We start from the raw sequence: 26,994 nt of genomic DNA, 5'->3' as shown, positions 1-26,994 counted from the left end.
AATAGGTCTACAAGATGAATACTATCACTAACTCTTTAGAAAGAGCCAATACTCAAGCACAACAGTTAGATCAGGTTTTATTACAAGGGATACTGGAAGGATTTATTGATGGCATTTTGATTCTGAGTACAAAAGGAAAGATACTTCATGCCAATGAATCGGCTCGTCTTCTGTTGGATAAACTCACACCAGACAGTAAAAAATCTAATTTGGTGCCTAAACAAATCTGGCGTGTCTGCCAAGCTTTGAAGTACAGTTTTAAGTCCTATCATTCTCAGGCAGTTATTATAGATTCTTATCTTACTACGAGTCAGTCAACTCCTGTTCGGATACGAGTTCGATGGCTCAAATTAGAGTTATCCAAAGAGCCTTTTATTTTAGTCACTCTTGAAGACCAACATCAATCCATTCAAAATCTAGTGCTTGCAGAAGTTTACCACTATGGTTTAACTCCTCGTGAAGCAGAAGTCTGGTTACTGCGTCGAGTCAATTACTCCTATAAAGACATTGCCGCTAAGCTATTCATTACCCTCAGCACAGTGAAGAAGCACATGAAAAATATTCATGCTAAACGTAAGCTGACAGCCGTCAGCTGTCAGCTGTCAGCTTAAAATAAACCTCGAACGGTCGAATTTAATTCGAGATTAATGAGAATTGAAAGGGGTGCATCTCAATGCATGCAATTAGGCAAAAATTCTAATAAAATCTCCATACTTCCCACACTCCCCGCGCCCGGGCCCCACACTTCCCGTCTTTTTTACAAATATGAGATGCACCCAATTGAAAGTCTGGGGAAAATCCCATCAGTAGAAGTAACTCACATTAAACGAATCCTTGCCTCTTTTCTTCAAAAACTGTTCGCGTAGCGCATTAGCTGAATGCTTACAGCTAAAACCTTAAGCCAGTGCTTTGCAGCTAGACCAATGATTTGAAGCGAGCAGTTGTGGACTAGCTGCTGCATCTGGCTTACCAATTAGAGGAGTTGCACTCGGAGGGTTTGTTGTAGTCTGTAGCAACACCCCCGACTCAGGCAAACTCTTGTCAGGCTTACCTCAATCAATGTTAGGTATTGAACCATCAGACTAGACGAGGGCAAAATTCCCCTAACCGATCACCCCCTATTCACCAAGGGTTTCTATTGTTAATGATAAGTCAGTTTTAAACGTTATGAAAACTACTTTATGCAAAAAACATTTTAAATTCATGCAAAATATACATTAAAGATTTTTTTATGTAAAAAGCAATTGAATTTCATGCACCCGATACATAGTAACTCTATCTATTTAAGTTATTGTTGTCCATGATGAAAAAATAACCAATTCTCGTAAAAGACAACTGGGTCATGACAACAATGACATCAGAGACGGCTCAAGTATCATCGGTAAATCAAAGGACTAATCAGACGGAAAAATCAGATAGCTACAATCAACCCGTCAAGCTAGCTTATATAAAGCTAATCCTCTGCGCTACAGGGATTGGCATTGCTGGCGGATTAGTAGCAACTAGTTACTATTTTGTCCTAGAACAGTGTTTGCATTTTGTTTGGCATTGGTTGCCCGAATTTCTAGAACCCTATTTCCCCAGTTGGATACCCTCTTGGAATTATGTGTGGATTGCCACTACCATTGGTGGGTTTTTCGTGGGCTTATCCCTGTACTTCTTGGGGTTACCCGGTGAAATGGCGTTGGTGATCGAAAAAGTTCACGATCCAGGTAGGATGGAGCCTCGTCAAACTCCTGGCATGATTGTGACCTCTCTAATTTCCATCACCGCTGGCGGGAGTGCTGGACCAGAAGCACCTTTGGTACAGATTAATGGTAGCTTAGGTAGCTGGCTAGGAGTCAAGCTTAAACTGGCAATCAGCCATATCCGGATATTGACCTTCTGCGGGATGAGTGCTGCTCTTGGTGCCTTTTTTGGTGCGCCGATCGGGGGGGCATTGTTTGCCCTAGAAATTCCCCACCGCCGGAGTCTGGAATACTATGAAGCCATCGTACCAGCCATTGTCGCGTCAATTTTTAGCTTCTCTGTTTTCCGCTTTGGTACTGGGTTAAATGTGGGAGGAATTTACCGCTTTAACCTTTTTGATACATTACCTACTCTGTCCTGGCTAAATTTAATTGAGGGTGGATTACTCGGGGTTGCTGGTGGATTAGCTGCTATCGTGTTTATCTATATCTTTCGCTTTACCAAGTCTTGGATTAAATCTATTGAACATCGCCATATTTTGCTAGCTACACTAGGCGGATTATCTATTGGGTTGATTGCTGTATTCTTTCCCCAAACCCTATTTTTTAGTGAGGAGCAAATTGAAACAGTGATTGAACAAGGTCCCACTTTGGGGGTAACCATGTTACTGGGGATTGCCTTGGCAAAAATGTTTGCGATCAGTTTTACCCTCCACGGTGGGTTTAGAGGCGGATTTATCTTTCCTCTATTTTTCATCGGTGCCAATCTGGGTTTAGCTATCTCCATCGCCTTACCCGAAATTCATCCCACCATTGCTATGCTTTGCCTGATGGCAGCGGTGAATGTGGCTGTCACCAAAACACCGGTCAGTAGCACGGTTATTCTTAGCGTTCTGTCTGATACATCGATTCTTCCAATTATTGCTATTGCTAGCTTTGCCAGTTTCTTGTTAACTACTAATATTTCTTTGCTGAAAACTCAGCGATCGCGTAGTCAGGAGGGTATACCAGTAATGGCTTAAGAAGACTTAAGTCTGAGTTAGTCAAGGATTTAGTCAGTCAACAAAATCAGTTTTTTTGTTGAGAAGTTAGCTAATTGGGTAATTAAGAGTCAACCGCCAAAAAAAACCATCAGTTAGGTAAAATTGTATCGTTAACAGCTTCCTAGATAGGTACAGGGTGAAATCTTTAAAAGAGTTCTGTCTAAGTGTTGTTGATCTCGAATTGATGCCAACTGCGCTGAGGGTGGCTTTGGTCGTTGGCTCAGTTCTGTTTGTGATCAATCATGGTTCTGCTCTCCTACAAGGACAGATGACTCAACAGCGATGGATTTCAGGGGGTTTAACCTATATAGTTCCCTACTTGGTCAACATTCATGGTCAGTACACCATGCGTTCTAGGCAAACCGCTCGAAGAGGAAAAGCAGATTATAATCGCAATTCTGGTTGATTACGATATAGCATTTATCAATTGGGTGAGGTACTTTCGTCTGGGGTTTTAGGGAGCAGTGAGCAGGGAGCATGGAGTAGAGGTAAGAGTATGGGGAATAGGAAACCCAGGCGCGTTGAGGGGGGGGATTTGAAAAAATTTTGTGTACCTCATAAGTATGGAAAACGCTAGAGTGATGTCAAAACCCTGCTTCTGGTACAATGGTCAGCTAATTGAGGGCAACTCCCTGAGCCTGACCATTGATGAGCCAGGATTTATCTATGGCGCTACAGTTTTTACCACCCTACGAGTTTACCATCAGTCATTAGATCACCCACTAACCCATTGGACTAATCATTGCCATCGCCTCCAATCGAGTTTACAAGCATTTGGTTGGCAACAGCCGGATTGGGAGCAATTGCGCCAAGGAGCACAATCACTGATCACCCTTTACCCAGTGCTGAGAATTACCCTATTCCCCGATGGACGAGAATTGATTATGGGTCGTCCTCTGCCAGCCAATTTAGCTCAGTGGCAAGAACAAGGCATCACTGCTTGGGTAGCTGAGTCCTCTTCGGTAAAATTTCATCGCTGCTTACCCACTCACAAGACCGGGAATTATCTATCTCCATGGCTGGCGAAGCAAATGGCGCAAAATATGGGAGCACAGGAAGCAATTCTGGTAGATAATCACGGGAATTGGCTGGAAACTAGCACAGGTAACTTATGGGGATGGAGAGATGGTCAGTGGTGGACACCACCAGTGGAAGCTGGAATTTTACCCGGTGTGATGCGATCGCATTTAATTGAGTGGCTGACTTGCCAAAATCAGAGAGTTCGTGAGGAACCTTGGTCACCCGAGTTGGTAGGACAGTTGGATGCGATCGCATACACTAACTGCGTGGTGGAGGTTGTTCCCATTCACCGGGTCATTCAAGAAAATTCTGAACGAGTTTATGACCCACTACACCCAGTTTTCCAAGACTTACGTAAGTATTAACTATTAACTTTTAATTGACGAAAAAATTCGTACTCTGTTTATTGATCAGGGGTTGCCTTACATTAGCTGATAGCTCAATGCTGTTAGCGTAGCGTGCGCCTAGCGCATTAGCTGACTGCTTACCTTTAGTCTAAGCTTCAGACGTTCAAAGTAGTTGTTTTTACGGTATACACCCAATGATTATTATCAATAATTTAATTAGGTATGGATAAATCTACTTATCCTGCTATCTGTTGACCATTTTTTTGTAGCTAAAAAAATCTCTGCAATTACAATTACCAAGTTTTAAATTTGGTGCTTTCTGATTCAACCAATAGATTAGATTCGGTAAATTTCAGGATATAGCTATAGTAAAAATCCGTATTTATACGGTAAATTAATTTATCAAAATTGTGTAAATTCAATACATCTATTCAGAATTACAAGACAATTTTCGTAATAAATATATCGAAATGGCCCCTAGAGGGTCTGGGAGATAATATCTCGGTATGCCCTACTCAATGGTTTTTGTCTGGCTAAATTTTATCATAAAAACTGTTCCAATTAGCGATACAGATAGAGCAATGAGTGGTATCTATGACCTACAGTTAGTTGTTCTATCCATTGCTATCGCCTCGATTGTGACCTATAGGGTGCTGATTTTAGCTGGACAAGTAAAAACCTCACAAAAGCCTACCCGTAAAGGTTGGCTGATTGGTGGGGCAATGATCATGGGAGTTGGGATTTGGTCAATACACTTTTTGGGAATGCTAGCATTCCGGTTTCCGATCCCCATCACTTATGATACGCCCATGGTACTGCTTTCTTACTGGGTAGCAGTGCTAATCTCTGGTGCCGTACTCTATAGTGTCAGCCCCATCACCAACCTCAGACAGTTAATGGTGGGCAGTGTGGTAATGGGATTAGCGATCGCATCCGTACCCTACCTGCTGATCGCTGCCATGGGAATACCAGGGCTCATTCACTACAACCTCCTTTTAGTTGCCCTATCCGTTGTTATAGCCAGCTTGACATCCTTTTTCATCTTGTGGCTATCTTTTGATGTGGGGGTAGGAACCGGAAAATTCCTTCATGGGTGGAAGCTTTGCTGGGCAGTGCTCCTGGGATTAGCCATTACCGCTGTAAACTATACAACCATGATGGCAGCCAAGTTCACCGTTACTCCACCATTAGACACTGGGTTTTCTCCGACATTAAATACTTCGGTAGTAACAAGCACCATAGGGATAACTAACCTAATCATCTTCAGCCTCACCTTACTTGCCTCATATTACGAGCAGAAAACGAGTAAAGCACTGCAAGCTCTTAGACAAGAAGCATTGCAAGAGAGCGAAAGGCTATTCCGGATGGTGATTCGAGAAATGCAGGTCGGGGTATTGCTATTCGAGGCAAAAACCGAATTCATGCTCTTTAATCAAGCGGCTCTCGATATATTGGGCTTCACCGAAAGTGAATTGTTGGATAAAAGTCCTTTTGGTTCGGATTGGACTATCATTCACGAAGACACCACTCCATTCCCCACCGAAAGTCGTCCCATCCAACAGGCAATTAGCACCCGTAGACTGGTAAGAAACGTGGTAATGGGTGTCCATAATCAAGCTACTGAAGATTGGGTATGGTTACTAGTGAATGCCGATCCCCAGGTGGGGGTGGATGGGTTAGTAGAGCAAGTCATTTGTACCTTTAGTGATATCACCAATCGCAAGCGAGCCGAGGAAGCGCTGCGGCAAGCTGAAGCGAATTACCGTAGCATCTTTGAGAATTCAGTAGAGGGCATCTATCAGATTACACCGGATGGACGCTTTATTAGTGCCAATCCAGCCTTAGCGCGAATCTATGGCTATTCTTCCCCAGAAGAACTAGTGGAGTCGATTACGAACGTTTCAAAGCAAATTTACGTGGACACTGAGGCTCGTAACGAGTTTACTAACTTGCTAGCGAACAATGGCGCTTTATCATCCATTGAGGCTCAGGCTTATCGCAAAGATGGTAGTGTAATCTCGATTTTGGAAAATGTGCGCCCTGTCCGAGACACTAATGGCAATTTGCTCTACTACGAAGGCTCTGTGGAAGACATTACCGAACGCAAGCGAGTTGAACTGGCCTTGCTGGAGAGAGAGGAGCAGTATCGGTCAGTGGTGGAAAATGTGCAAGAGGTTATTTTCCAAACCGATGGGGTTGGGGTATTTACCTTTCTCAATCCAACTTGGACAGAAATGACGGGCTTTTCTGTAGCAGATAGCATTGGTACTAACTTTATTTATTATCTCCATCCTGATGATCGTCACACTAACATAGAACTGTTTCAATCCCTAATTACCCACAAACAGGAGTATTATCAGCAGGAACTAAGGTATATTACCAAGGATGGGGGCTCAGGCTGGCTCGAAATTCATGCCCAATTAACCCTAGATCCTGACAATAGTATCACAGGGACTTCTGGCACTATCCGAGATATTACAAATCGTAAATTAACCGAGTCACATCTGAAAGAAAGTGAAAAACAACTGCGTCAAGTTATTGATTTAGTGCCTCATTTCATTTATGCCAAGAACCGAGATGGAGAGTTTCTTCTAGCCAACAAAGCAGTTGCGGAAGCTTATGGTACGACAGTAGATGATTTACTATACCATCGGGATGAAGATTTTGCTCAATCCTTCCTAAAATCCTTCGAGTTTAGAGAGGCGGATTTGCAGGTATTGGAGAGTGGAGAACCGACACACCTTCCAGAAGAGACGATCATCTATCCTGATGGAGAAAAGCTTATCATCCAAACTACCAAAATTCCCTTCTCCTTAGCAATTGCCCACATGCCAGCGGTATTAAGCGTATCGATTGATATATCTGAGCAAAAGCAAGCCGAGGAAGCATTACACCAGCAACTGACTCGTGTGATGCTACTCAAACAGGTGACCCAAGAAATCCGCCAAAGTTTAAAGACTAAACAAATTTTTCAGACCACCGCCACACAAATTGGTCAAGTGTTTCAGGTGAACCGTTGCACCATTCATACCTATGTTTCCCAACCTTATCCTCGCATTCCTACAGTTGCTGAGTATTTAGAAAAGGGTTATCTATCGATACTGGATTTAGAAATTCCGATTCTGGGGAATCCTCATTTAGAGCAGTTGTTAGTCCAAGACCGAGCCATCAGTTCCCCTAATGTTTACGAAGACCCCCTTCTGAAACCGATGATCCCAATAAGTCGGCAGATTGGAGTCAAATCCATGTTGGTAATTCGTACTTCCTATCAGGGGGAACCGAATGGTGTGATTGGAATACATCAGTGTGATGAATTTCGTCAGTGGAGTCTGGATGAAATTGAGTTACTCGAAGCCGTCGCTGACCAAGTAGGGATTGCTATTGCTCAGGCTCACCTGCTTGAGCAAGAAACCCGCCAACGAGAGCAATTGACTGAGCAAAATTTCGCCCTAGAGCAAGCTAGAAGAACTGCCGAAGCGGCCACTCAGGCAAAAAGCGAATTTCTGGCAACCATGAGCCATGAAATCCGCACTCCTATGAATGCCGTGATTGGCATGACGGGTTTGCTACTGGATACAGACCTAACCTCCCAGCAACGAGACTTTGTGGAAACTATCCGCAATAGTGGGGATAGTTTACTCACCATCATTAATGATATTCTCGATTTTTCAAAAATTGAATCTGGAAAGCTGGAGTTAGAAGAACAACCGTTTAATCTGATCACTTGCATTGAGGAATCCTTAGATTTGTTGGCGGCAAAAGCAGCTGAGAAAAAATTGGAGTTAGCCTATCTATTCCATCCCAACACTCCACCCATGATTGTGGGAGATGTGACTCGGCTGCGCCAAATTCTAGTCAATTTGTTGGGGAATGCGATTAAATTTACCCATATCGGGGAAGTGTTAGTTTCTGTAACTGCCCGAGAACTTAGCATAGGGGAATTGGTTGATGGCAAAGAAACAGAACACAGTAATACTGCTAACTACTCCTACCCGTTGGCCTCTGCTCCTGACTACGGAAAACATTACTCTTTGAGTTTCCCTACTCTAGCCAATGGAAAGGACTACACTCTACAAGGAGGATTTGACCAGACGGGCTATATCAACGGGGTCAGGGGAGCTAAAGGAACACAGAACAATACCAGAGACAACACGAGAGTATTTTCACCGCCTCACCCCCAGATTTCTTCCCGCAACCCTCACACTGCCAGATTTCGTTCCGCCTCTACTCAATCTTCGATCTACGAAATCCAATTTGTGGTCAAGGATACTGGGATTGGCATTCCTGAGGATCGGATCGACCGCCTCTTCCAGTCCTTCTCTCAGGTGGATTCCTCCACATCTCGCCAATATGGAGGCACAGGTCTTGGTTTGGCCATTTGTCAACGGCTCACCACCATGATGGGTGGGAAAATTTGGGTAGAAAGTCAAGTTGGTCAAGGCTCTAAATTTTATTTCACTGTATTGGCTAAACAGCCTGATCCGATCGAGGAACCTAAGCTGCCAGTATCTCAGCCATTGTTAGAAGGAAAGCGGCTGTTGATTGTAGATGATAGTGCGACCAACCGCACGATTATCTCCGAGCAAGCTAAGTCTTGGGGTATGCTTACCCAGACAGCAGCATCAGGTAGAGAAGCTCTCGATTGGCTCAGTCAGGGGGATAAATTTGACATTGCCATTCTGGATGGGTATATGCCTGAGATGGATGGTTTTACCCTAGCAACGAAAATCCGCCAGCAGTCTGAGGGTCAAGCCTTGCCCTTGGTAATGCTGAGCTCAATGAATCAATCAGATACAAAGCATCATCAGAGTCAGCTAGATATTGCAGCTGTCTTAAACAAGCCTATTAAGCAATCTCAGCTTCACGATGTTTTGACCCAGGTGATGAGCGGACAGCCGATCAAGATTAAGCGAACACCTGCTCAACACCTAAAACTTGACACCGAAATGGCTCAAAAGCATCCTTTGCGGATTTTGTTGGCTGAAGATAATATCGTTAACCAGCAGTTAGCCCTGCAATTGTTGAAACGGATGGGTTACCGGGCTGATGTCGCGGGGAATGGATTAGAAGTACTCCAAGCTCTTAGTCGTCAGCCCTATGACTTGGTTTTGATGGATGTCCAGATGCCGGAAATGGATGGCTTAACTGCGACGCAACGCATTTGTGAACAATGGCCAGCTCATTTACGCCCCTGGATTATTGCCATGACTGCTAATGCCATGGAAGGGGATCGAGAAATGTGCCTGAGTGCAGGAATGGATGATTACATTAGCAAGCCTATCCAGGTACCAGAGTTAGTCCGTGCCTTGAGTCAATGTCCGCACTATCGTCAACCTTCCAACCCAGTAGTAGCTGATCAAGCTGTTGACTTTTCGGTTTTGCAATCCTTGATCGACAGTATCGGAGAACGGGGGGCCGAATGCTTGCTTGGTTTGATTGAAATTTACTTAAAAGATACTCCGAGGTTAGTGCAAAACATGGCTCAAGCAATTAGTGAAGAAGAGCCAAAAGCCATGGAAATTGCGGCTCACACATTAAAGTCTAGTAGCGCTACCCTAGGGGGTATAAATCTCTCCAAACTGTGTCACGAACTGGAAAGTCTGGGCAGGTCGGAAACCATCACTGGAGCAGCGGAAATTTTTGCGCAGCTTGAGTCTGAATACCAACAACTCAGAGTAGGACTGACTAAGAGTGCTAAGAAAATTGAAGAACAATCCTTGAGTCCAGTGCTCTAATAGACCTCTTGCAAAAGTCTTTTTAGAATAGTGTTTGCGTCAATTATTGTCCACTGTTTCCTGTTACCATATCCGCTGTTACCGACAACTGCCGCGAAGTCTAATGTATAATTAAAAATTATGGGGTAAGGTTAGGGAAACCAGCAAACAAATCGTAATCGTAAACTATTGCTTCTAAAAAGGACAAGACAAACGTCCTTCTCGCAGCTGTACTACTGGCTGATTGGAGATTCTGACTAAGTTTTCATCATGAGTTGTGACAATAACTGTAGTGCCTAGGTGATTGAGTTTCCTGAGAATGTTTAATACCTGCCAAGAATTGTCGGGATCGAGGTTACCTGTTGGTTCATCAGCTAATATCAAGGGCGGTGTACTAACAATGGCACGAGCCAGGCTTACCCGTTGTTGTTCTCCTCCTGAAAGTTGCTCTGGAAAACAGTTGGCTTTGTGTTGCAAACCGACTAATTTAAGGGTTGGTGTTAGGCGTCGCTTAATTTCTTTGCGAGTGAAACTCTGTGCCCACAGAACAAAAGCGATATTCTCTGACACAGTTCGCTTGGGAATTAGTTTGTAGTCCTGAAAAACAATCCCCAGGCGACGGCGTAGGAATGACAAGCGATCGCCTCGTAATTGCCCAACATTGAATTGATCGACAAATACTTTCCCTTGGGTGGGGCGCTGTTCACCATAGAGTAACTTTAGCAATGTGGATTTACCAGCACCAGAAGGCCCTGTGATAAATAAAAAGTCTCCTGACTTGACTTCTAGATTGACGTTAAACAAACCTCGGTTGTTGGGATAGGTTGTTGTTACTCCTTGTAATTTGATTATCGCTTTCTGGGTCATTAGGGATTAGGGAAAGATAGGGAAGTGTGGGAGGTGTGGGAGGTGTGGGGAGATGGGGAGATCCGGAGATGGGGAGATCGGGAGTCAGATGAACAACTGGCCTTCCACGGGGCTAATAAGCTGCGGACGCAAGCTTGAGCACACAGCCGATCCCCATTAGCGATCGCATAAAAACAATACGAAACAATACTAATGGTGCGAACTAATCCTTTGAGGTCTATTGATCAGGGATAGGGATTAGGTTATGCCAACCTTTGACCTAAGGCTTTGAGAGCAAACTGAGGGAAAACCATTATTCTTTGAGCTAAGGCTTTGAGAGCAAACTGAGGCAGAACCATCATTCGCCGCCAACGGTGGGGTTCTTGATACAACCGATATAACCATTCAAGATTATTGTTCCGGAACCAGGCTGGCGCACGGGTTTTAGCCCCTGACCAGATATCAAAGCTACCACCAACACCAATCCAAGTGGATTGGGGACACAGGTGGCGATTCTGGGCAATCCAAAATTCTTGACGTGGTACACCTAAGCCGACTAATATGATTTTGGGCTGCTGTTGTTTTAAGGTCAGCTTTAATTCTTCCTCTGCTTCTGCACTGAGGTAGCCATGACTAATTCCTGCGATCGCTAATTTTGGAACTCTCTTCTGCCAAACCCTAGCTGTTTTTTGGACTACATCAGGGGCTGCCCCATAGAAGAACACTGGGCAAGATTCTCCGTATTGTCCAGCCTTGACCAGTAAAGACTGAGCTAGTTCAATTCCTGGACAGCGCTGCTTTTTTTTTCCGTGGAGTCGTAAGTAAAATATAATACCTGCCCCATCAGGAATCACTAGTTCTGCCTGCTTGATAACGGCAGCTAGCTCAGGGTTGCGCTCTCCCTGGATTGCCATTTCAGCATTTAGAGTTACCACATGACTACCTAGACCTTTGGTGAGACGATCATCTAAGTAATGACTATAGTTGTCTAAAAGGTGAACGGGTAACCCCAAGACAGGAAATTGTTCAGCTGTTTCAAACATTGGCTTTTGCATACCCTCACATCACCCATGTATTTTATTCTACGTAAGACCAGTTAAACCCTTCGGCTCTTCCGAACTTGTTATGGTAATTGGAATTTAACTGATGCTGAAATCATTACTGGGCATTGCTTTGAGAGTTAAAAAACTTTTGATCAAGTCAAATTTTTTTTCCCAGTCAGGGCATAACAGATTTGGGCGGTTATTTAGGATGATCTCTTATGGCAGAGCCAAAACTTCTTTAATTAACTCCTTAGGATTTCGTACTGATCAGGAAAACTTGGGAATTGGGTTGGGAATTGGGTATGTGATTGGGTCCTAATTGAGAATTGGGATTTGATGGTGCTGTTGAACTCAATTAGGAATTATTCCCCCATCCTTGCTGAACTTAGGTGGCGGAAGTTTCATTAACAATTAAAAACACTATTAGGAGTTGTTCGCGTAGCGTGGCCGTAGGCCAACGGTTGACCTTTTAGCGCAGAACAGAGTCAACCGTCAACCGTCAACCATAAACTGTTAATCAGCTCTTAGCAAAGACACTAGCAGCAGCAGCAATACCTGCTCCTGGTGTCATGGATTGGTGTCCTAATTCCTGAAGGGTGGCTTCGAGAGCACCAATGACAGTAAGAATATCTTGCTCACTGACAAAACCTAAGTGACCAATGCGGAATATTTTTCCTTTATAGTTGTCTTGTCCCCCAGCTAGAGCAATGTTATAGCGTTTTTTCATCACAGAACGGATTTGTTCGGACTCTACTGATGTGGGAATCACTGCAGTTGCGGCTGGGCTAGCATACTCATCAGAACCAAACAAAGGTAATGATAGGGCTTTGACGGCGGCACGAGTTGCTTCCATCAGACGCTGGTGACGGGAAAATATTGATTCTAACCCTTCTCTTTTCATCATGCCCAGTGCAGTTTGTAGGGCAATGACTAGGTTCACTGGCGGGGTAAAGGGATTGCTGTTTTTAGCAGTAGATTTCTTGTAAGTCCCCAAATCTAGGTAAAACTTGGGCAGGGTAGCCGTTTTGTAGGCTTCCCAAGCTTTAGGACTAACACTGACAAATCCTAGTCCTGGGGGAATCATGTATCCCTTCTGGGAACCAGAGCCTACTACATCGAGACCCCACTCATCAATGGGTACATTGACTGCTCCAAGACTGGTAACTGCGTCAACAATAATTAGGGCTTCCCCGTGGTCTTTGACGTAACGATTTATGGTTTCTAAGTCGTTGAGAACGCCAGTAGAGGTTTCAGAGTGGGTGACGATTACGGCTTTGATTTGCTTTTCGGTATCAGCTTCTAGCTTTTCGCGAAACTGCTCCGGATCTAAGGGCTTACCCCACTCGGCGGTAATGGTGTCCACTTCCAGACCAAAAGCAGTACTGATTTTTCCCCAACGATCGCCAAATTTACCATTAGAACCAACTAAAACGCGATCGCCTGCACTGAGGAAGTTAATAATGCCAGCTTCCATGACTCCGGTACCGCTAGCGGTTACAGTCAAGACATCATTTTTGGTCTGGTGTAGCCATTTGAGGTTTTCATTGACCTCTGCCATGATTTCGCTAAATTCGGGACTACGGTGTCCGATCGGGTGTTTGGCCATGGCCAGTAATACTTGTTCTGGTACTGGCGTCGGGCCAGGAATCATTAGTTTGAGCTTGTCTTCCATCTGTAGTTAGTCTTGGTATCTAGGGTTGTTGTGATCTGATGATTGGTTAGTTACTCTGAAGTGACCGATTAAGTCTTGGATCTTACCGGACAAAACCGGAAATTCAAGGTTAATTTAGGGGTTAATTTGGCGTTTCACCACCGGAGCATGGGAGCGGTTATCCCCACCCATGCTTACACGACCAACCCAGCCGCGCTAGATTTAAACTTGCCTTCAAGTCTTTGTATATTGACACCCTGCAGTTAGGACACTCTTTAGTTCGGAGCCATAGCGAGCATGTGTTATTGATGCCGACAGTGGGAGTAACGCTCCTCAGGAGTAGGTAACAATCTCAAAATATATTGGCTCAAATGAGATACTCTGACTAAATTTCTTAGTTTTTTTTTATGAAGTTGACAATTTGTTGACTATTTAATGGGGGAGTCTTCCTGCTGAATCCGGTAAACCATTTGTTGAATCATGGGCATCCAACTTGACGCTGTTGAGAGACCAGCGATACTCCATGGGCAAGTTGGCTCGCTGACAGCTTTGTTCTAATTGCTTCTGTTGAGCTCGGGCTTTACGCAGAGTACTGATCAATTCATGAACCTGCTCTCGCAATTGGGGGTTTTGACTGGTAGCAAATGCTGTTTGGCGCTCTAGCAGTTGGAGCAGCAGTTCGTAGTGAATATAAGATGGAAGGGGAATTGGATCCATGAAATTTGCTGTACCTCGGTGAGTCTGAGTCTGCCATCACAATTGACTATTTTTTTGGGCTATGGGTCACTGATGGCTAAACAAGCTGGCAATAGCAACTGCTGGGTCTGGCTGTTTTACCAATGACTCACCAATCAGGACGGCTGTGGCTCCGGCAGATGCTACCTGATCAAGGTGAGCGTTGGTATGAAGCCCTGATTCACTGACTACCAGAATGCCACGTTCGAGTAGTTGGTTACCCCTTGCTGCTAGTATTTGACAGGTTGTTTGTAAATCGACGGAAAAATCTTCCAAGTTACGATTGTTTATACCTACTAGGGTAACGCCATCGAGAGATAATACTCGATCTAATTCAGATTGGGTATGGACTTCGATCAAGGGGGTGATCGACAGAGTCTTAGCAATTTTGATAAAGTATTGCAGGTCTTGATCGGAAAGGATGGCTGCAATCAATAAAACTGCATCTGCTCCGTGACTACGAGCCATGTACATTTGGTAGGGATAGATGATGAACTCCTTACACAGCAAAGGCATGTCTACAGCAGCACGAACTTTTGCCAGGTTTTCCCAACTACCCTGAAAGAATTTTTGATCGGTCAGCACTGAGATCGCACTAGCACCACCTTGGCAGTATGACTGAGCAATGGCTACTGGGTCAAAATCTTCTCGAATAACCCCCTTGCTAGGAGATGCTTTTTTGATTTCTGCAATCAGGGCAGGGCTAGTCTTTCCTGATTTTAGGGCTGCTAGAAAGTCTCGGGGGGGTGGTGCTGTTTGTACTCCCTTGCGCAACTCCACTAGGGGCAGACTTTCCCGCATCTGGTCAATTTCTTTCTCTTTGTGCCAGACAATTTCTTCGAGAATATGGTGGGGTTTATCGTCTGGTAATGCAACTTGATAGTGCAGGGTTTGGATTTTAACTGCTGGATTAGGTGGGCGTCGGCGAATTTGCATCAGTAGTTTTATATAGTCCGTGTTTGGCGTCAGTCCCTCAGTGCGTCAGTCTCTCAGTGCGTCAGTCCCTCAGTGCGTCAGTCCCTCAGTGCGTCAGTTTCATAATCCTTTGTTAATTAGCAATTAACAAAGGATTATGACTAATGAGTTACAGCTCGTTTGTAAGCTTCGTCGAGTACTTCTGAGAGAGTGGGGTGAGCATGGACTAGGTAGGCGAGGGAGTTGACGGATTGTCTGTTTGCGATCGCATTTGAGGCTTCGTGAATTAAGTCGGAGGCGTGGATACCTAGGATGTGGACTCCTAGCACTTCCCCGGTATCTTTACGGTAGATCACTTTCGCTACCCCATCTGCTTCTCCTTCTGCGATCGCTTTAGAATTCCCCTTAAAGTAAGATCTTACAACGGATACTTCAAAGCCTTCTTCGGAGGCCAATTGTTTGGCTTGTGGTTCGCTCAGGCCGACGTAGCTGATTTCTGGATGGGTAAAGGCGGCTGCGGGTATGCTGCGATAGTCTACGGTGCGCTGACGTCCACAGATATTCTCTACTGCGACAATACCTTGAGCGGATGCGGCATGGGCTAACATCATTTTCCCAGTGGCATCACCAATTGCCCAAAGATGGGGCACGGGTTCCCCTGCTGAAAGTACTGCCATGGTGTCATCTACGGGAATAAAACCGCGCCGGTTTGTTTCCACACCTACGGCATCTAGTCCTAGGTCTTTGGTGGCGGGAATCCGACCTGTAGCGACCAGACAAGCATCGACTTCGAGCACATCGACTACTTCCTTAGTTTTGGCATCTGCTAGTTCAATTACCACAGGGGAACCGGGAGTTACTTTCATCGCTAGCACCCCAGTGTGGGTTTCAATGTCCCGAGGTTTGATCAGTATTCGTGTGGCTAGTTTGGCAATATCAGGGTCAAAGGTTGGCATCAGGTTGTCTAGGGCTTCGATCATGGTGATTTCACATCCTAGTGCTGTGTAGACATCGGCAAACTCTAGACCAATGTAACCACTGCCCACGATTGCTACCCAATCTGGCAGCCATTCTAGTTTTATGGCATCATCACTGGTAAATACGGTTTTGCCATCAATCTCAATTCCTGGGGGTACAAAGGGAATTGAACCAGCGGATATCATAATGTCTTTAGCTGTGATCGTTTTTTCACCATTGTCTGTAACAACGGTTACTTTTTGATTACTAGCAACTTTACCCCAGCCTTTGATAATATCCACACCCAAGCGTTTTAGGCTGTTGGTCAGGTCACCACGAATTTTACTGACTAGATTGCTGGCATGATTTGCGATCGCATTTCGGTCAAACTCAACCCCAGCTACTTTAATCCCAAGGGCATTGAGATGATGAGCGTCCTGTAGCTCTCGCACTCTACCTGATGCGGCTAATAGAGCTTTAGAAGGGATGCAGCCCCGGTTGACACAAGTTCCGCCCATGTCAGCGGCTTCAATAATAGCGGTTTTCAGACCACAGCTAACTGCGTGTAAGGCAGCACCATGACCCCCCACACCAGCACCGATAATCACTAAATCGTAATCAAAGTCTTGACTCACATCTATCTCCTGAGTTAGATTGGCTATGCTTCGTCCTTATTATTTTCAACTTGAGCAATCCACGATTGCAAGTGCCCAAGTATTAAGATTGGGAGGATGAAGTATGAAGTATCAAGGATCCCAAAGGGAATAGGGAACAGCGGATCTGGGAACAGCGGATCTGGGAACACGGAACACGGAACACGGAACACGGAACAGGGAACACGGAAAAACTCCTGTGTACCTCATTAGGCTAGAAACCGCTATAGAAAAAATTTTAGCTAGCCCCAATCCCTTAATTGTTATTAGTTACAGGTCATAACTATAGATTTTTTTCAACTTACTTAAGTTAGATGGGGTGCATGTCACTTATGCAGAGCATTTGTACTCAAGCTATCGCCCCTTCATCGCTCTTTTTTTATTGAACCATAAAACCCCGAATCTGTTTCCCCTCTTGCCTCTTGCCTCTTGCCTCTTGCCTCTTGCCTCTTGCCTCTTACCATTGAAATACTGAGCATATATTGAACCATCACCTGTCAAAAATAATATTTTTTTTATAACTATAAAATTTCCTTAAATAATTCAAGATTTTGGCTAACATACCTGCTAGATTCTGGAGGGTTACAAATCCTTTAAAAGATTGAGGTTTTAAGTAATGTTTAAGCGATTTTTTCAGTTGATTGGACTATTGGCTGCAGTAGTCTTGCTGAGCACAACACTAGGGGTTTCTCCTGCCCAAGCCCAAGTTATTGATGGCCCTGTAGGACGGACAACCACTGAATTTTATAATTTCCCTGAGGCCAGAACATTAGGTCCAATTACTGAAATCACCGTTCATCACGGCTTTATTATTGATGGCTTTAAGGTAAGTTATGCCAATGGAAAATCATTTCAGAATGGGGGTACTGGTGGCGGAGAGACCACCATTTCTTTTAGTGCAGATGATCCATTAGTAGAAGTAGATGGTTACGTTGCCGACTATTCATATGCTGGCAACAAACCCTTAATTGCCCAATTAACATTTAAGACTCTTAAGGGCAAGAGCTATGGTCCGTTTGGTACTATGCAAGCAACATCAAACCGAAAGCCATTCACCTTGAAAGCTGCCCAACCCACCATTCAATCATTCTTCGGCAGCGCCAGTGGCTATCTCACCTCTTTGGGAGTCTATATCGACACCGGGTGTGAATAAACTGGGGATAGTTATCATCCGTATTCCCATCTTGTTGGGTAACCGGGGATAGTTCTTAATAAACCCTACTTTATTGTTCTTGTTGATAAGGCAATTTATAAAAATAGTGTTTTTGGAATTCCAAGAACACTATTTTTTATAAAAATCATAAAATTAGATGTAGATGCCTTTAAAGTAAGGTGGTTTAACTAAGCTGGTTGAGTTTTGTGTAAGCTATCAGCTATCAGGTATCAGGTATCAGGTATCAGGTATCAGGTATCAGGTATCAGCTATAGCAGTCGCCAGGGTAATTAGGACATGACAAAAGTCTCAAACTACAGTATGGCAAGAGTTTAACTTCTGACTTCTGACTTCTGACTTCTGACTTCTGCTATATCAGCTATCAGCTTTTGAATAAAACAGGTAAGCATCGGTTTAATCTGAGTTACATCTTTTGTAAGCATTCAGCTATCAGCCAAAGGCCTTTGGCCACGCTTGGCGAACAGCTATCAGCTTATGGGCAAGCTACACCGAACAGCTTTTGAATAAGCGATGCAGCTTCGGAACAGGGGGTTTCCCCCACTCGCGCTTTGCATTAAGACAACAGCTAAGCATTCGTTTAATAGTCACGAAAGTCACAGCGCTTGTGGCCTGTGCCACAAAGCTGACGGCTGAATGCTGACAGCTGAATGCTTACTTTTAAATAAAACAGGTAAACATTGGAATAATGCTGAGTTACCTCCCAGCCTCGAAGCCTGTGCCACAAAGCTGACCACTGACGGCTGACGGCTGACGGCTGACAGCTGACGGCTGACGGCTGACAGTTTTGTCAGTCAACCAGCCCACCTCAGACTGAGACTAAATACTTTCAAAAACGTTGCCGTTTAGCTTCGTACAACATCAAGGCAGCAGCAATGGCTACATTTAAGGATTCTACTCCTGGCATCAGGGGAATATTCACTTGCTGATCTGCTGTTTTTACCAAGTCTTCCCTAAGTCCAGCTGCTTCATTGCCCAGGAGTATTAAGCTAGGACAGCGCCAATCTATGTCCCAGTAACTGACCTTAGCATCTGGTACTGTGGCCACTACTTGTATCCCTTGAGCTTGAGCTTGAGCTACGAGGGTGGGCAAATGGGGGGTAACTGCCATGGGCAGACGGAACCACTGACCGACTGAGGCTCGCAATACTTTAGGATTATCTAGCTCTACACTATCGGAACTTAGCCACAATCCTTCCGCACCAGCGGCTACCGCAGTTCTAATGATTGTTCCAAGATTTCCTGGGTCTTGTATGGTTTCTAGAGCCAGCCCTAGGGAGAGGGAATTGAGGGGTTTCGGGGAAAGGGGAAGACGGGTTGCTGTGGCTACTACTCCATCTGGCTCAACTGTAGTAGCGATCGCTTTTAGTACAGACTGACTTACCACTTCCACTCTTTGAGACCGAACGGAAGCATCTTGGGATAGTTGTGGATGAGCTTCAAGCCATTCTGATGTATAGCAGAGGGTGACTAGGGGATAATCTACGGCACAGGCTTCTGCCAACAGGTGGGTTCCCTCCAACAGAAATAGGTCTTGCTGCCGACGTCCTTTGACTCTGTGCAGCTTCCGAATTTCCTTGACTAGGGGATTCTTGGTGCTTGTGAGCATACCAGTTTGGTTAATTATGCGGAACCCGGGACTTGAACCCGGAAGTCCTTGCGAACACTAGAACCTGAATCTAGCGCGTCTACCAATTCCGCCAGTTCCGCGTTTGTTGGCGCTATAGCAATCGTTGGTGATTCCGAGAGTGGTCAGTCCTGAGTCATAACTGTCACGGTTTAGGATTCAACTTAGGGTTGCTATGGGGGTTGCTCTATTAGCTCACCGGTTTTTTAGTATACAGCATTTACTGCTATTGTGGACAAGTTTCTTGTCGATAGCCGCAACGCCTGAAAATTTACCGGTTTACATTGCCAACTTCTGAGTATAGTGGAAAACCTGACATTTGATCAAGATACGTGGAAAACTAGACATTTAAAAACTTTCAGGTAAAATCAAAACCAAATTTAACATTTCGCCAGAAATTATAATGATTTTGGAGGATAGACCCATTAATCACTCTCAAAGCCCGATAAATCCCCCATCTCTGTCCCAGGAAAACGAATCGGTTCTCAAGATTTGGGGTAGAGCGTCTCTCCACGGACAGGTAAAAATTAGTGGAGCTAAAAATTCTGCCTTGGCAATTATGGCAGGGGCTTTACTGTGTTCTCAAGATTGCCGACTGCGTAATGTGCCCTCCCTAGTAGATATCGAGCGTATGAGCCAGATTCTTGCTGCTGTGGGAGTGAAGCTCAAACGCAGTGGTGACATCTTAGACCTAGATGTCAGCCATATCGGACAATCAAAAGCTCCCTATGAGTTGGTGAGCCAGCTGCGAGCTAGCTTTTTTATCCTCGGTCCGATCCTAGCGCGATTGGGAGTGGCACGGATACCACTGCCTGGTGGCTGTGCTATTGGTGCTAGACCAGTAGACCTCCATGTCAGGGGTCTACAAGCTATGGGCGCTCAGGTTCATATTGAGCATGGCATTGTCAATGCTTATGTGAAAGGAACAGGTAACAACAAGCTAAAGGGGGCGAAAATCTACCTGGATTACCCCAGTGTGGGGGCAACGGAAACTCTGCTGATGGCAGCGACTCTGGCAGAAGGGGAAACCACCCTTGAAAATGCAGCTCAAGAGCCAGAAGTGGAGGATTTGGCGAATTTCTGCCGAGCGATGGGAGCTCAAATTAGTGGTGCTGGTACTAAAACTATTAGTATCTCTGGGGTTTCTAGTTTACATTCGGTGGATTACCCAATTATTCCTGACCGGATTGAGGCTGGAACTTTCTTGGTAGCTGGGGCAATTACCCACTCTGAACTGAGCCTTTACCCAGTAATACCGGAACATTTAACTGCTGTGATTGCTAAGCTACAGGCAATTGGTAGTGAGGTGATGGTTGAGGCACCCAATCGGTTACGAATTATTCCTAATAAACTAAGGGCAACGGATATTGAAACCTTGCCTTATCCTGGATTTCCTACGGATATGCAAGCCCAGTTTACGGCGTTGCTGGCTCTGAGTGAAGGAAACTGTGTTGTTAGCGAAACGGTTTTTGAAAATCGGCTGCGTCATGTTGCCGAATTGAATCGCATGGGGGCGGATATACGGGTTAAAGGGAATAATGCGATTATCCGAGGTGTGCCAATGTTGTCGGGAGCACCAGTAGTGGGTACGGATTTACGGGCATCTGCTGCACTTGTGGTCGCTGGGTTAGCGGCAGAAGGAATAACTACGATTCAAGGACTCCGTCATTTAGACCGGGGTTATGAAGACTTGGAGGGGAAACTGCGACAACTTGGTGCTAGAGTAGAACGGGTTCCGGCTCAGATAGAGGAAGAGGAACTTCCTCCGACTCCCACTAATGCCATGACTGCAACACCGTAGTAGTTACCGTAGTAGTTATAGTCATTAGTTATTAGTCATTAGTCATTTAGAAATTGTTAATTGTTAATTGTTAATTGTTATCTGTTATCAATTAACAATTAACAATTTTCAGTTTTCAATATGTCTACTAGAGCTTGTTTTACTGTGGAATACTGATATTCCCATCCATAACTAGTGGTTCGTTTGGGTAGCACCTGTTGACCTTCCAAGACTACTATGGCTCCTTCTCCCAAAAGGGCTTCTAGAGCAACACTGGGAACTGGTAACCAGGAGGGACGATTGAGAACATCTCCAATGGCTTTACATAGTTCGGACATCAAGACAGGATTGGGAGCTGTGGCATTGAAAATCCCTTCCATGTCTGGTCGGGTTAGGGCAGCTATGATTAAGTTCACTAAGTCATCTCGGTGAATCCAAGAAAACCATTGGCGACCGGTACCGATTGGCCCTCCAGCAAACATTTGAAAGGGGGGTATCATTTTCGCTAGGGCACCGCCATTGCCCAAAACTATACCAATGCGCAGAATCACTAGTCGCACATCTGCATCTTGGACTTTCTGGGCTTCCCCTTCCCAGGCTTGACAAACCTCTGCCAGAAAGTCCTCTCCAGCAGGACTTGTTTCATCAAAGGTTACTGTTTCACTAGTGCCGTAGTAACCAATGGCAGAAGCGTTTACTAATACCGTGGGTTTAGGGTCAGCAAGGGCGATCGCTTCCACTATTTTTTGGGTCCCTAATTGGCGGCTATTGAGGATGTCTTCCTTACGGGCTGGTGTCCAGCGCTCCTCAGCAATCGGGGCTCCGGCTAAATTGACTACACCATCACAGCCTGCGATCGCATTTTGCCAATCCCCTGATTCGGTGGGAGTGTAGGCAATAGTTTCTATATTGGGAAATTGCGCCGTAGCTTTAGCTGAGTTACGGGTTATAATTAAGGGTTGATGTCCTTCTTCCTGTAGACGCTCCACTAAGCGGCTACCGACAAATCCTGTTGCTCCAGTAATTGCGACTTTCATACTTCATCCTTGATACTCTATATCGTGTCTGATACCATACTCATCGGTTAGGCTAACACGGGGATACGGGGACGGGAAGACGGGGGAAAATGTTTAGGATGGGTAATTATCCTTCAGTTGATGGTTTGGTTTCACCGTAAGCCATGCCGTTGGCTTCAGCGTACCGATTCATGAAGCGCATGAAGCGTTCCCAGTGGTCGTCTTCGTCAATTTCAACTTTACACTCCACTCCTGCTAGCTCATCTCCTTCTGGACCACCGAAGCGAAATTTTATTGAGGAAGGAGTCATAGCAATGACCCCTTCTTCGTCTGTTAAGACCATTGATTGAGAAAATCGGTTTCTATAACTGTTGAATTGTTCAATAGCCTTTAACTTTTCAAAGGTCATCAAGACGATGCGGGCTCCTGACCGTCGGTTTTTTCTGAGGCTGACGTCACTCAGCTGTTCATAAATACCGTCAAAGAATTGGATGGATGGTGTTGAGGAGTTCATTTTAAATATAAAAACATGGTTAAATTTTAGTATATCGCCTGAGGAGGGGTTGACAAAATTATTTTTATAGGTACAAGGTAATCGGGAGTCGGGAGTCGGGAGTCGGGAAGAGAGCTTGTAGGGTGGGCAAAGAAAGTTTGGTTATTTTGAGTCGTTTAGATTAGATTACTTTGCCCACCCTACTTTAATTGGTATTTTTTTTGACTCTTCCTAAGCAATAATTTTGGAGATTATTTCCAGTTACTTGAGGATGTTGAAGTATAAAATCTAGGTATAAAATTTAATTTATAAATAGTTGATAAACAGTATTGGTGATTGTTCATAATATTAAAAACTAGTTTTCTATCTTTACTCTTGCTCTTAAGTCCCTGCTCCGAATTCCCTAAAAACAAACGAAGACTAACCACAAATGAACCGCCGCCGCATTCTCAAAGCTGGACAACCTTACAGCTTTAGCCAATATTTTGACCTTCCCTTTACCCTAGAAGATATTTTGGCTGAATTTGACTGTACCTTTGTGCGATCGCATATCGATCTCCCTCGTCCTCCCCTTCCCGAAGCGATCGCATTTATCCTTGGATTATACTTAAGGAAGTAAACTATGAAGTAAACAAGGTGTTAAAATCTATGGCAAAGAATACTCAAAGTCATTTTGCCCCCTACTTAAAACATAGAGGGAAAACTGTTGAAGAACAAATTATAGCAATTCTCTATCCCATGAGGTAGGGATCCCCCTAAATCCCCCTTAAAAAGGGGGACTTTGAGGCTGAAAAGCGTACCTCATAAATCCTATAAACGCTATAAACTCAATCAACCTGCTCTGGCATGGCTAAGAAAACGCCTTGAAGAGGAAATCACTCAAGAAGAAGCTAAAATTCGACAGGAAGATTTAGAAAATTTTAAACAAATTGTTGATAGTTTTCGTCCAGAAGGCTCTAAACTATATAGCTACTAATGATTGTTTTTGTCGATACCGGCCTTTTAGGGTTGTTATCTTCTCCCAATGACAAATTAGAAGCACAACAATGTCAGCAATGGCTTTACTCTCTTTAACTGAATCCTAACACCCGTTCACGCCACACCCAGTAAGGCTAATCATAATTCCTCTATCCTTGATTAACTCTTATCTCTTGCCTCTTGCCTTTTGCCTCTTGCCTCTTGCCTCTTGCCTTTTGCCTCTTATCTGTTCCCTGTTACCTGCTCCCTACTCCCTACTCCCTTTATTCTATACTAATAGTGTCACTGTCTTGAAACTGTCATGATTGCTGATAAAAGTCCCAATTACATTTCCAAAGAAGACTATCTATCCTACGAAGAAGATAGTGCCATCAAACACGAGTATATTGATGGAGAAGTCTATGCCATGGCTGGGGCGAGTGATGCCCATGTTACTATTGCCCTTAACCTGGCTTCAGCCTTAAGAAATCATGTCAGGGGCACTGGCTGTCGGGTTTATATGGCAGATATGAAAACTTATGTTGAAGCATCCAATAGTTATTATTATCCTGATGTTATGGTGACTTGCGATGCCAGAGACCGAGAATTGAGCAATTATAAAAAATATCCTTGTTTAATTGTGGAAGTTTTATCTCCCAAGACTGAAGCCTTTGACCGGGGTGACAAATTTTATAATTATCGAAAATTAGACACCTTGGTGGAATATGTTTTAATTAGCCAAAACCATCAGCGGCTAGACTGCTTCCGCCGAAATTCTGAGGGAATTTGGACATTGCAATTTTATGATCCGGGCAGTGAGATTAATCTAGAAACTGTGGATTTTAGGACTAGTCTTGAGGCTTTGTATGAAGATGTAATGTAAGCCGTCAGCCATCAGCTGTCAGCCTTCAGCCTACAGCCAAGGGATTATCCGAGGGAGAAGCTACGGGAACGGGCATTAGATGAAAGCAATCAGATATTCAAGGTAAATTTATACCTTACTCCTTTTTTTTTACAAATATGAGATGCACCCATTGATGGGTGTTGTGGTGGCATAAGCCAAAAACCAATAACTTTGTATAATGGATTTATAGAAAGTTATTGAACATACTTCCTAAGACTTATGCGTGACCTATAACAACTGATAAAAAATATTCAAGAACTACTAGAAGACGATCAAAACATTATTGCCGATATCATTGAAGTATTCAAAAAACAGTATTTAACAGAAAAACCGGCATCTCTTAATCCTCTGTAATTAGACAATCAACCTTTTATTGGTATGGGTCGTGATCGACAAGATACTCAAAATAGTAGCGAATGGGTGAGAAGAATTAGACAACTTACTCCCTAAAACCCAAGAAGGATAAAATCCTCCCTCTTTTAAGATTATAATGTACTTTCTTCGTCGGTAGCTTGGAGAATTGCTTGGTACAATTGAGGACTAATACGAAAGTCCATTGTTTCAATCAATTGATCCATTAATGGTTTAACTGCCGGAATTAAATTACTTTTCTTGGCTTGCACGAGAATGCCCAGTAAGCCCACAATAGTTAGCCCCAATTCTTGAGCAACTGCTCGTCCCCGTCGCTCATCCATCAGTAGCAAATCGGCATCCATTTCCAATGCTAATATGATCGCTTCTGCTTCACCTAAATCGATGGTTTCTTGACTTTCCTGAAGTGTGAAAACTTGCTGCTTATCTGAAACAGCATGAGTTTTAATCCAAGATAAGGTTTGAACTTCTACTGTTCCAGGTACAATTTTTCCGATACCAACCATTTCATTGTAGACAGCAACGGGAATAATCACAGAACCATATAAGCGATGCAAGAGGTTAAGTTGATTGATGCCTGCTAGATTAGTAATCGGTGATGTATCGCTAATAATAATCACAGCAAACTCATCGATTGTAGGGTTTTAAGGTCTGCTTCAAAATCAGCAACATCATAATTCAAATCTAAACCGCGCTTGGCCAGTTCATGCTGAAACTCAATCACAGTTAAACCCGTCCAGGCACGGACTTTGCCACTGCTAATTTTGTCTTGCTTATAGAGCATCAGCGCAATTTCAAGTTTGAATTCATCCTCAGTCATTTGGCTAGCTTGGACAATATCGTCAGGGATAACTACACTCATAGCTACACTATTAAGTAATTGATATATTATGAATAGTTACTTTAATTTTATCATAAATTTCAACTGAATCATAACACCCGTTCAAGCCACACCCAGTAAAGCTAATCATAATTCCTCTATCGTTGATTAAATCTTGCCGTCTTGATGCAGTCGCTCATGGGGGAAACCACGGCAGTTGCTCATGGGGGGAACCCCCAAGACCGCACTGCCTCCCCAAGACCGCGCTGCATCGCTCTTGCCTTTTGTCTTTTGTCTCTTATCTCTTCCCTGCTCCCAACTCCCGATTCCCGACTCCCTAAAACCCAGAACTTTCTACCTCACCCCATTTAAAAATACTGTAAAATTATAGTAGTTAACTGACTACGCCCCCACAACTAGTTATGATCAAAGCAATTACTGCTAGTGGAAAAATCGATCCATCAGGTCAATTATCCTTAGACTACCCAATTGAATATACTCCCCCTAAGCCAGTAGGAGTAATTATTATGTTTGACGAAACAGATGGGGAGGTAAATAGGTTTTGGAAGTCAGTAACTATCAACAGCAACCACTCCTGTCAGCTAAACAGTTGCAAGAGGGATTAAAGCAGGCGTTGACAGAATCGGGGTATGATTCAAGGGAGAAAATTATCGAGCTTGTGCAGGAGATTAAGCAGGAAATTGCTCAAGAAAGGAAGACTAACCACAAATGAACCGCCGCCGCATTCTCAAAGCTGGACAGCCTTACAGTTTTAGGCAATATTTTGACCTTCCCTTTACCCTAGAAGATATCTTGGCTGAATTTGACTGTACCTTTGTGCGATCGCATATCGATCTTCCCCGTCAGCCCTTCACTGCTGCTATTGAACCCCTGCTGCACCAACTCCAGCGTAACCGCAAGCGCATTGAGCTGATCAACGAAACTGCCCGTCGCGAAGCCCTGATTGCACCAATTCTGTTTGAAGTAGTCGATCTAACTAATCACCGCATTTACATTGAATATTCCATTGCCGTTAGCGAACACCTGCGGGGAACTTTAGATTATTACATTGCTAACCATAACCTGATTGTGATCGAAGCCAAACAATCTGATCTGGTACGGGGCTTCACTCAACTGGCGGTGGAGTTGGTTGCCCTTGATCAGTGGATCGAGTCTGACCAGAGAATTTTGTATGGCATTGTTACCACCGGAGAAGACTGGCGTTTCGGTACTTTTAATCGC

General features: G+C 44.2%; 25 protein-coding genes and 1 tRNA gene. 14 read left to right on the top strand and 12 right to left on the bottom strand.

What is annotated here, in order from left to right:
- Nucleotides 1–14 precede the first annotated feature (14 nt).
- The 5 genes from F6K38_RS01345 to F6K38_RS01325 all read left to right on the top strand — a co-directional run bounded on the left by F6K38_RS01345 (nucleotide 15) and on the right by F6K38_RS01325 (nucleotide 9,833).
- Entirely contained in the window at nucleotides 15–611 is a 597-nt protein-coding gene (locus F6K38_RS01345; RefSeq protein WP_009149026.1) for a helix-turn-helix transcriptional regulator, read from the top strand.
- Nucleotides 612–1,351: 740 nt separating this feature from the next.
- Nucleotides 1,352–2,710, top strand: a complete 1,359-nt coding sequence (locus F6K38_RS01340) for a chloride channel protein (protein ID WP_009149027.1) — start codon at nucleotides 1,352–1,354, stop codon at nucleotides 2,708–2,710.
- Nucleotides 2,711–2,867: 157 nt separating this feature from the next.
- Nucleotides 2,868–3,137 (top strand): nitrate/nitrite transporter NrtS, encoded by a 270-nt coding sequence (nrtS, locus tag F6K38_RS01335; RefSeq protein ID WP_009149028.1) that lies wholly within the window; start codon nucleotides 2,868–2,870, stop codon nucleotides 3,135–3,137.
- A gap of 157 nt (nucleotides 3,138–3,294) precedes the next feature.
- Nucleotides 3,295–4,116: an aminotransferase class IV gene (locus F6K38_RS01330; protein WP_287251202.1), complete on the top strand. Its 822-nt coding sequence runs from the start codon at nucleotides 3,295–3,297 to the stop codon at nucleotides 4,114–4,116.
- Nucleotides 4,117–4,604: 488 nt separating this feature from the next.
- A complete protein-coding gene (locus F6K38_RS01325; RefSeq protein ID WP_287355921.1) occupies nucleotides 4,605–9,833 on the top strand; it encodes a PAS domain S-box protein in 5,229 nt (1,742 codons plus the stop codon).
- Between the two features lie 174 nt (nucleotides 9,834–10,007).
- Here the strand turns inward: F6K38_RS01325 and ftsE are convergent, their stop codons facing one another.
- The 6 genes from ftsE to lpdA all read right to left on the bottom strand — a co-directional run bounded on the left by ftsE (nucleotide 10,008) and on the right by lpdA (nucleotide 16,594).
- Nucleotides 10,008–10,679, bottom strand: a complete 672-nt coding sequence (gene ftsE / locus F6K38_RS01320; protein WP_009149044.1) for a cell division ATP-binding protein FtsE — start codon at nucleotides 10,677–10,679, stop codon at nucleotides 10,008–10,010.
- A 242-nt stretch (nucleotides 10,680–10,921) separates the two neighbouring features.
- Nucleotides 10,922–11,701 carry a WecB/TagA/CpsF family glycosyltransferase gene (locus tag F6K38_RS01315; protein WP_044494355.1) on the bottom strand — a complete coding sequence of 260 codons (780 nt, stop codon included), beginning with the start codon at nucleotides 11,699–11,701 and terminating at the stop codon, nucleotides 10,922–10,924.
- A 517-nt stretch (nucleotides 11,702–12,218) separates the two neighbouring features.
- The gene (locus tag F6K38_RS01310) at nucleotides 12,219–13,373 is read right to left on the bottom strand and encodes a pyridoxal-phosphate-dependent aminotransferase family protein (RefSeq protein WP_009149052.1); all 1,155 of its coding nucleotides are present in this window, start codon (nucleotides 13,371–13,373) and stop codon (nucleotides 12,219–12,221) included.
- Between the two features lie 411 nt (nucleotides 13,374–13,784).
- Nucleotides 13,785–14,069 carry a DUF5340 domain-containing protein gene (locus F6K38_RS01305; RefSeq protein ID WP_009149053.1) on the bottom strand — a complete coding sequence of 95 codons (285 nt, stop codon included), beginning with the start codon at nucleotides 14,067–14,069 and terminating at the stop codon, nucleotides 13,785–13,787.
- Between the two features lie 66 nt (nucleotides 14,070–14,135).
- Entirely contained in the window at nucleotides 14,136–15,023 is an 888-nt protein-coding gene (gene trpC / locus F6K38_RS01300; RefSeq protein WP_009149054.1) for an indole-3-glycerol phosphate synthase TrpC, read from the bottom strand.
- Nucleotides 15,024–15,163: 140 nt separating this feature from the next.
- Complete coding sequence (gene lpdA, locus F6K38_RS01295) at nucleotides 15,164–16,594, bottom strand: dihydrolipoyl dehydrogenase (protein ID WP_009149057.1); 1,431 nt, start codon at nucleotides 16,592–16,594, stop codon at nucleotides 15,164–15,166.
- A gap of 634 nt (nucleotides 16,595–17,228) precedes the next feature.
- On the opposite strand from lpdA, the gene F6K38_RS01290 reads away from it, so the two are divergent.
- Nucleotides 17,229–17,765 (top strand): jacalin-like lectin, encoded by a 537-nt coding sequence (locus F6K38_RS01290; RefSeq protein WP_009149063.1) that lies wholly within the window; start codon nucleotides 17,229–17,231, stop codon nucleotides 17,763–17,765.
- 847 nt (nucleotides 17,766–18,612) lie between these two features.
- On the opposite strand, the gene F6K38_RS01285 is transcribed toward F6K38_RS01290, so the two are convergent.
- Nucleotides 18,613–19,392, bottom strand: a complete 780-nt coding sequence (locus F6K38_RS01285) for a TrmH family RNA methyltransferase (protein ID WP_009149067.1) — start codon at nucleotides 19,390–19,392, stop codon at nucleotides 18,613–18,615.
- Between the two features lie 17 nt (nucleotides 19,393–19,409).
- Nucleotides 19,410–19,493: transfer RNA gene (locus F6K38_RS01280), tRNA-Leu, on the bottom strand.
- A gap of 320 nt (nucleotides 19,494–19,813) precedes the next feature.
- Between F6K38_RS01280 and murA the strand changes: the two genes are divergently transcribed.
- The gene (gene murA / locus F6K38_RS01275) at nucleotides 19,814–21,211 is read left to right on the top strand and encodes a UDP-N-acetylglucosamine 1-carboxyvinyltransferase (protein ID WP_008188237.1); all 1,398 of its coding nucleotides are present in this window, start codon (nucleotides 19,814–19,816) and stop codon (nucleotides 21,209–21,211) included.
- A gap of 98 nt (nucleotides 21,212–21,309) precedes the next feature.
- Here murA and thyD read toward each other — a convergent pair whose 3' ends face one another.
- Both thyD and psb28 read right to left on the bottom strand, forming a co-directional pair.
- Nucleotides 21,310–22,227, bottom strand: coding sequence for a thylakoid membrane protein ThyD (gene thyD, locus F6K38_RS01270; protein WP_008188239.1), 918 nt, complete (start codon nucleotides 22,225–22,227; stop codon nucleotides 21,310–21,312).
- Nucleotides 22,228–22,333: 106 nt separating this feature from the next.
- Entirely contained in the window at nucleotides 22,334–22,720 is a 387-nt protein-coding gene (gene psb28, locus F6K38_RS01265; protein ID WP_287265417.1) for a photosystem II reaction center protein Psb28, read from the bottom strand.
- Between the two features lie 409 nt (nucleotides 22,721–23,129).
- Here psb28 and F6K38_RS01260 point away from each other — a divergent pair, with 409 nt between their 5' ends.
- From F6K38_RS01260 to F6K38_RS01245, 4 genes are all read left to right on the top strand, one after another.
- A complete protein-coding gene (locus F6K38_RS01260; protein ID WP_044494793.1) occupies nucleotides 23,130–23,318 on the top strand; it encodes a hypothetical protein in 189 nt (62 codons plus the stop codon).
- Nucleotides 23,319–23,480: 162 nt separating this feature from the next.
- Nucleotides 23,481–23,675, top strand: coding sequence for a hypothetical protein (locus tag F6K38_RS01255; RefSeq protein ID WP_008188242.1), 195 nt, complete (start codon nucleotides 23,481–23,483; stop codon nucleotides 23,673–23,675).
- Between the two features lie 157 nt (nucleotides 23,676–23,832).
- Nucleotides 23,833–23,982, top strand: coding sequence for a hypothetical protein (locus F6K38_RS01250; RefSeq protein ID WP_154659913.1), 150 nt, complete (start codon nucleotides 23,833–23,835; stop codon nucleotides 23,980–23,982).
- Nucleotides 23,979–24,539: a Uma2 family endonuclease gene (locus F6K38_RS01245; RefSeq protein ID WP_008188244.1), complete on the top strand. Its 561-nt coding sequence runs from the start codon at nucleotides 23,979–23,981 to the stop codon at nucleotides 24,537–24,539. The genes F6K38_RS01250 and F6K38_RS01245 overlap by 4 nt, the downstream gene beginning before the upstream one ends.
- A gap of 506 nt (nucleotides 24,540–25,045) precedes the next feature.
- Here the strand turns inward: F6K38_RS01245 and F6K38_RS01240 are convergent.
- On the bottom strand, nucleotides 25,046–25,552 hold the full coding sequence (locus tag F6K38_RS01240) for a PIN domain-containing protein (protein WP_008188245.1): 507 nt from the start codon (nucleotides 25,550–25,552) through the stop codon (nucleotides 25,046–25,048).
- Nucleotides 25,549–25,794 (bottom strand): UPF0175 family protein, encoded by a 246-nt coding sequence (locus tag F6K38_RS01235; protein WP_008188247.1) that lies wholly within the window; start codon nucleotides 25,792–25,794, stop codon nucleotides 25,549–25,551. Before F6K38_RS01235 ends, F6K38_RS01240 begins: the two co-directional genes overlap by 4 nt.
- Nucleotides 25,795–25,950: 156 nt before the next feature.
- Here F6K38_RS01235 and F6K38_RS01230 point away from each other — a divergent pair, with 156 nt between their 5' ends.
- The 3 genes from F6K38_RS01230 to F6K38_RS01220 all read left to right on the top strand — a co-directional run.
- Nucleotides 25,951–26,124: a hypothetical protein gene (locus tag F6K38_RS01230; protein WP_154659914.1), complete on the top strand. Its 174-nt coding sequence runs from the start codon at nucleotides 25,951–25,953 to the stop codon at nucleotides 26,122–26,124.
- A 190-nt stretch (nucleotides 26,125–26,314) separates the two neighbouring features.
- Nucleotides 26,315–26,485: a hypothetical protein gene (locus F6K38_RS01225; RefSeq protein ID WP_287265415.1), complete on the top strand. Its 171-nt coding sequence runs from the start codon at nucleotides 26,315–26,317 to the stop codon at nucleotides 26,483–26,485.
- The coding region (locus F6K38_RS01220; protein ID WP_287355919.1) for a hypothetical protein at nucleotides 26,482–26,994 on the top strand (513 nt) is incomplete at its 3' end. The genes F6K38_RS01225 and F6K38_RS01220, both read left to right, overlap by 4 nt.

The sequence above is a fragment of the Moorena sp. SIO3B2 genome (assembly GCF_010692525.1).
GTDB lineage: Bacteria > Cyanobacteriota > Cyanobacteriia > Cyanobacteriales > Coleofasciculaceae > Moorena > Moorena producens.
Note: the sequence above shows the minus strand (reverse complement) of the source record. Positions and strands in the feature narration are given on the sequence as shown.

Coding starts and splice junctions, on each gene's coding strand:
- F6K38_RS01345 (WP_009149026.1), top strand. CDS start 15: ATGAATACTATCACTAACTCTTTAGAAAGAGCCAATACTCAAGCACAA.
- F6K38_RS01340 (WP_009149027.1), top strand. CDS start 1,352: ATGACATCAGAGACGGCTCAAGTATCATCGGTAAATCAAAGGACTAAT.
- F6K38_RS01330 (WP_287251202.1), top strand. CDS start 3,295: ATGGAAAACGCTAGAGTGATGTCAAAACCCTGCTTCTGGTACAATGGT.
- F6K38_RS01325 (WP_287355921.1), top strand. CDS start 4,605: ATGCCCTACTCAATGGTTTTTGTCTGGCTAAATTTTATCATAAAAACT.
- ftsE (WP_009149044.1), bottom strand. CDS start 10,679: ATGACCCAGAAAGCGATAATCAAATTACAAGGAGTAACAACAACCTAT.
- F6K38_RS01315 (WP_044494355.1), bottom strand. CDS start 11,701: ATGTTTGAAACAGCTGAACAATTTCCTGTCTTGGGGTTACCCGTTCAC.
- F6K38_RS01310 (WP_009149052.1), bottom strand. CDS start 13,373: ATGGAAGACAAGCTCAAACTAATGATTCCTGGCCCGACGCCAGTACCA.
- F6K38_RS01305 (WP_009149053.1), bottom strand. CDS start 14,069: ATGGATCCAATTCCCCTTCCATCTTATATTCACTACGAACTGCTGCTC.
- trpC (WP_009149054.1), bottom strand. CDS start 15,023: ATGCAAATTCGCCGACGCCCACCTAATCCAGCAGTTAAAATCCAAACC.
- F6K38_RS01290 (WP_009149063.1), top strand. CDS start 17,229: ATGTTTAAGCGATTTTTTCAGTTGATTGGACTATTGGCTGCAGTAGTC.
- F6K38_RS01285 (WP_009149067.1), bottom strand. CDS start 19,392: ATGCTCACAAGCACCAAGAATCCCCTAGTCAAGGAAATTCGGAAGCTG.
- murA (WP_008188237.1), top strand. CDS start 19,814: ATGATTTTGGAGGATAGACCCATTAATCACTCTCAAAGCCCGATAAAT.
- thyD (WP_008188239.1), bottom strand. CDS start 22,227: ATGAAAGTCGCAATTACTGGAGCAACAGGATTTGTCGGTAGCCGCTTA.
- psb28 (WP_287265417.1), bottom strand. CDS start 22,720: ATGAACTCCTCAACACCATCCATCCAATTCTTTGACGGTATTTATGAA.
- F6K38_RS01260 (WP_044494793.1), top strand. CDS start 23,130: ATGAACCGCCGCCGCATTCTCAAAGCTGGACAACCTTACAGCTTTAGC.
- F6K38_RS01245 (WP_008188244.1), top strand. CDS start 23,979: ATGATTGCTGATAAAAGTCCCAATTACATTTCCAAAGAAGACTATCTA.
- F6K38_RS01235 (WP_008188247.1), bottom strand. CDS start 25,794: ATGAGTGTAGTTATCCCTGACGATATTGTCCAAGCTAGCCAAATGACT.
- F6K38_RS01230 (WP_154659914.1), top strand. CDS start 25,951: ATGGGGGAAACCACGGCAGTTGCTCATGGGGGGAACCCCCAAGACCGC.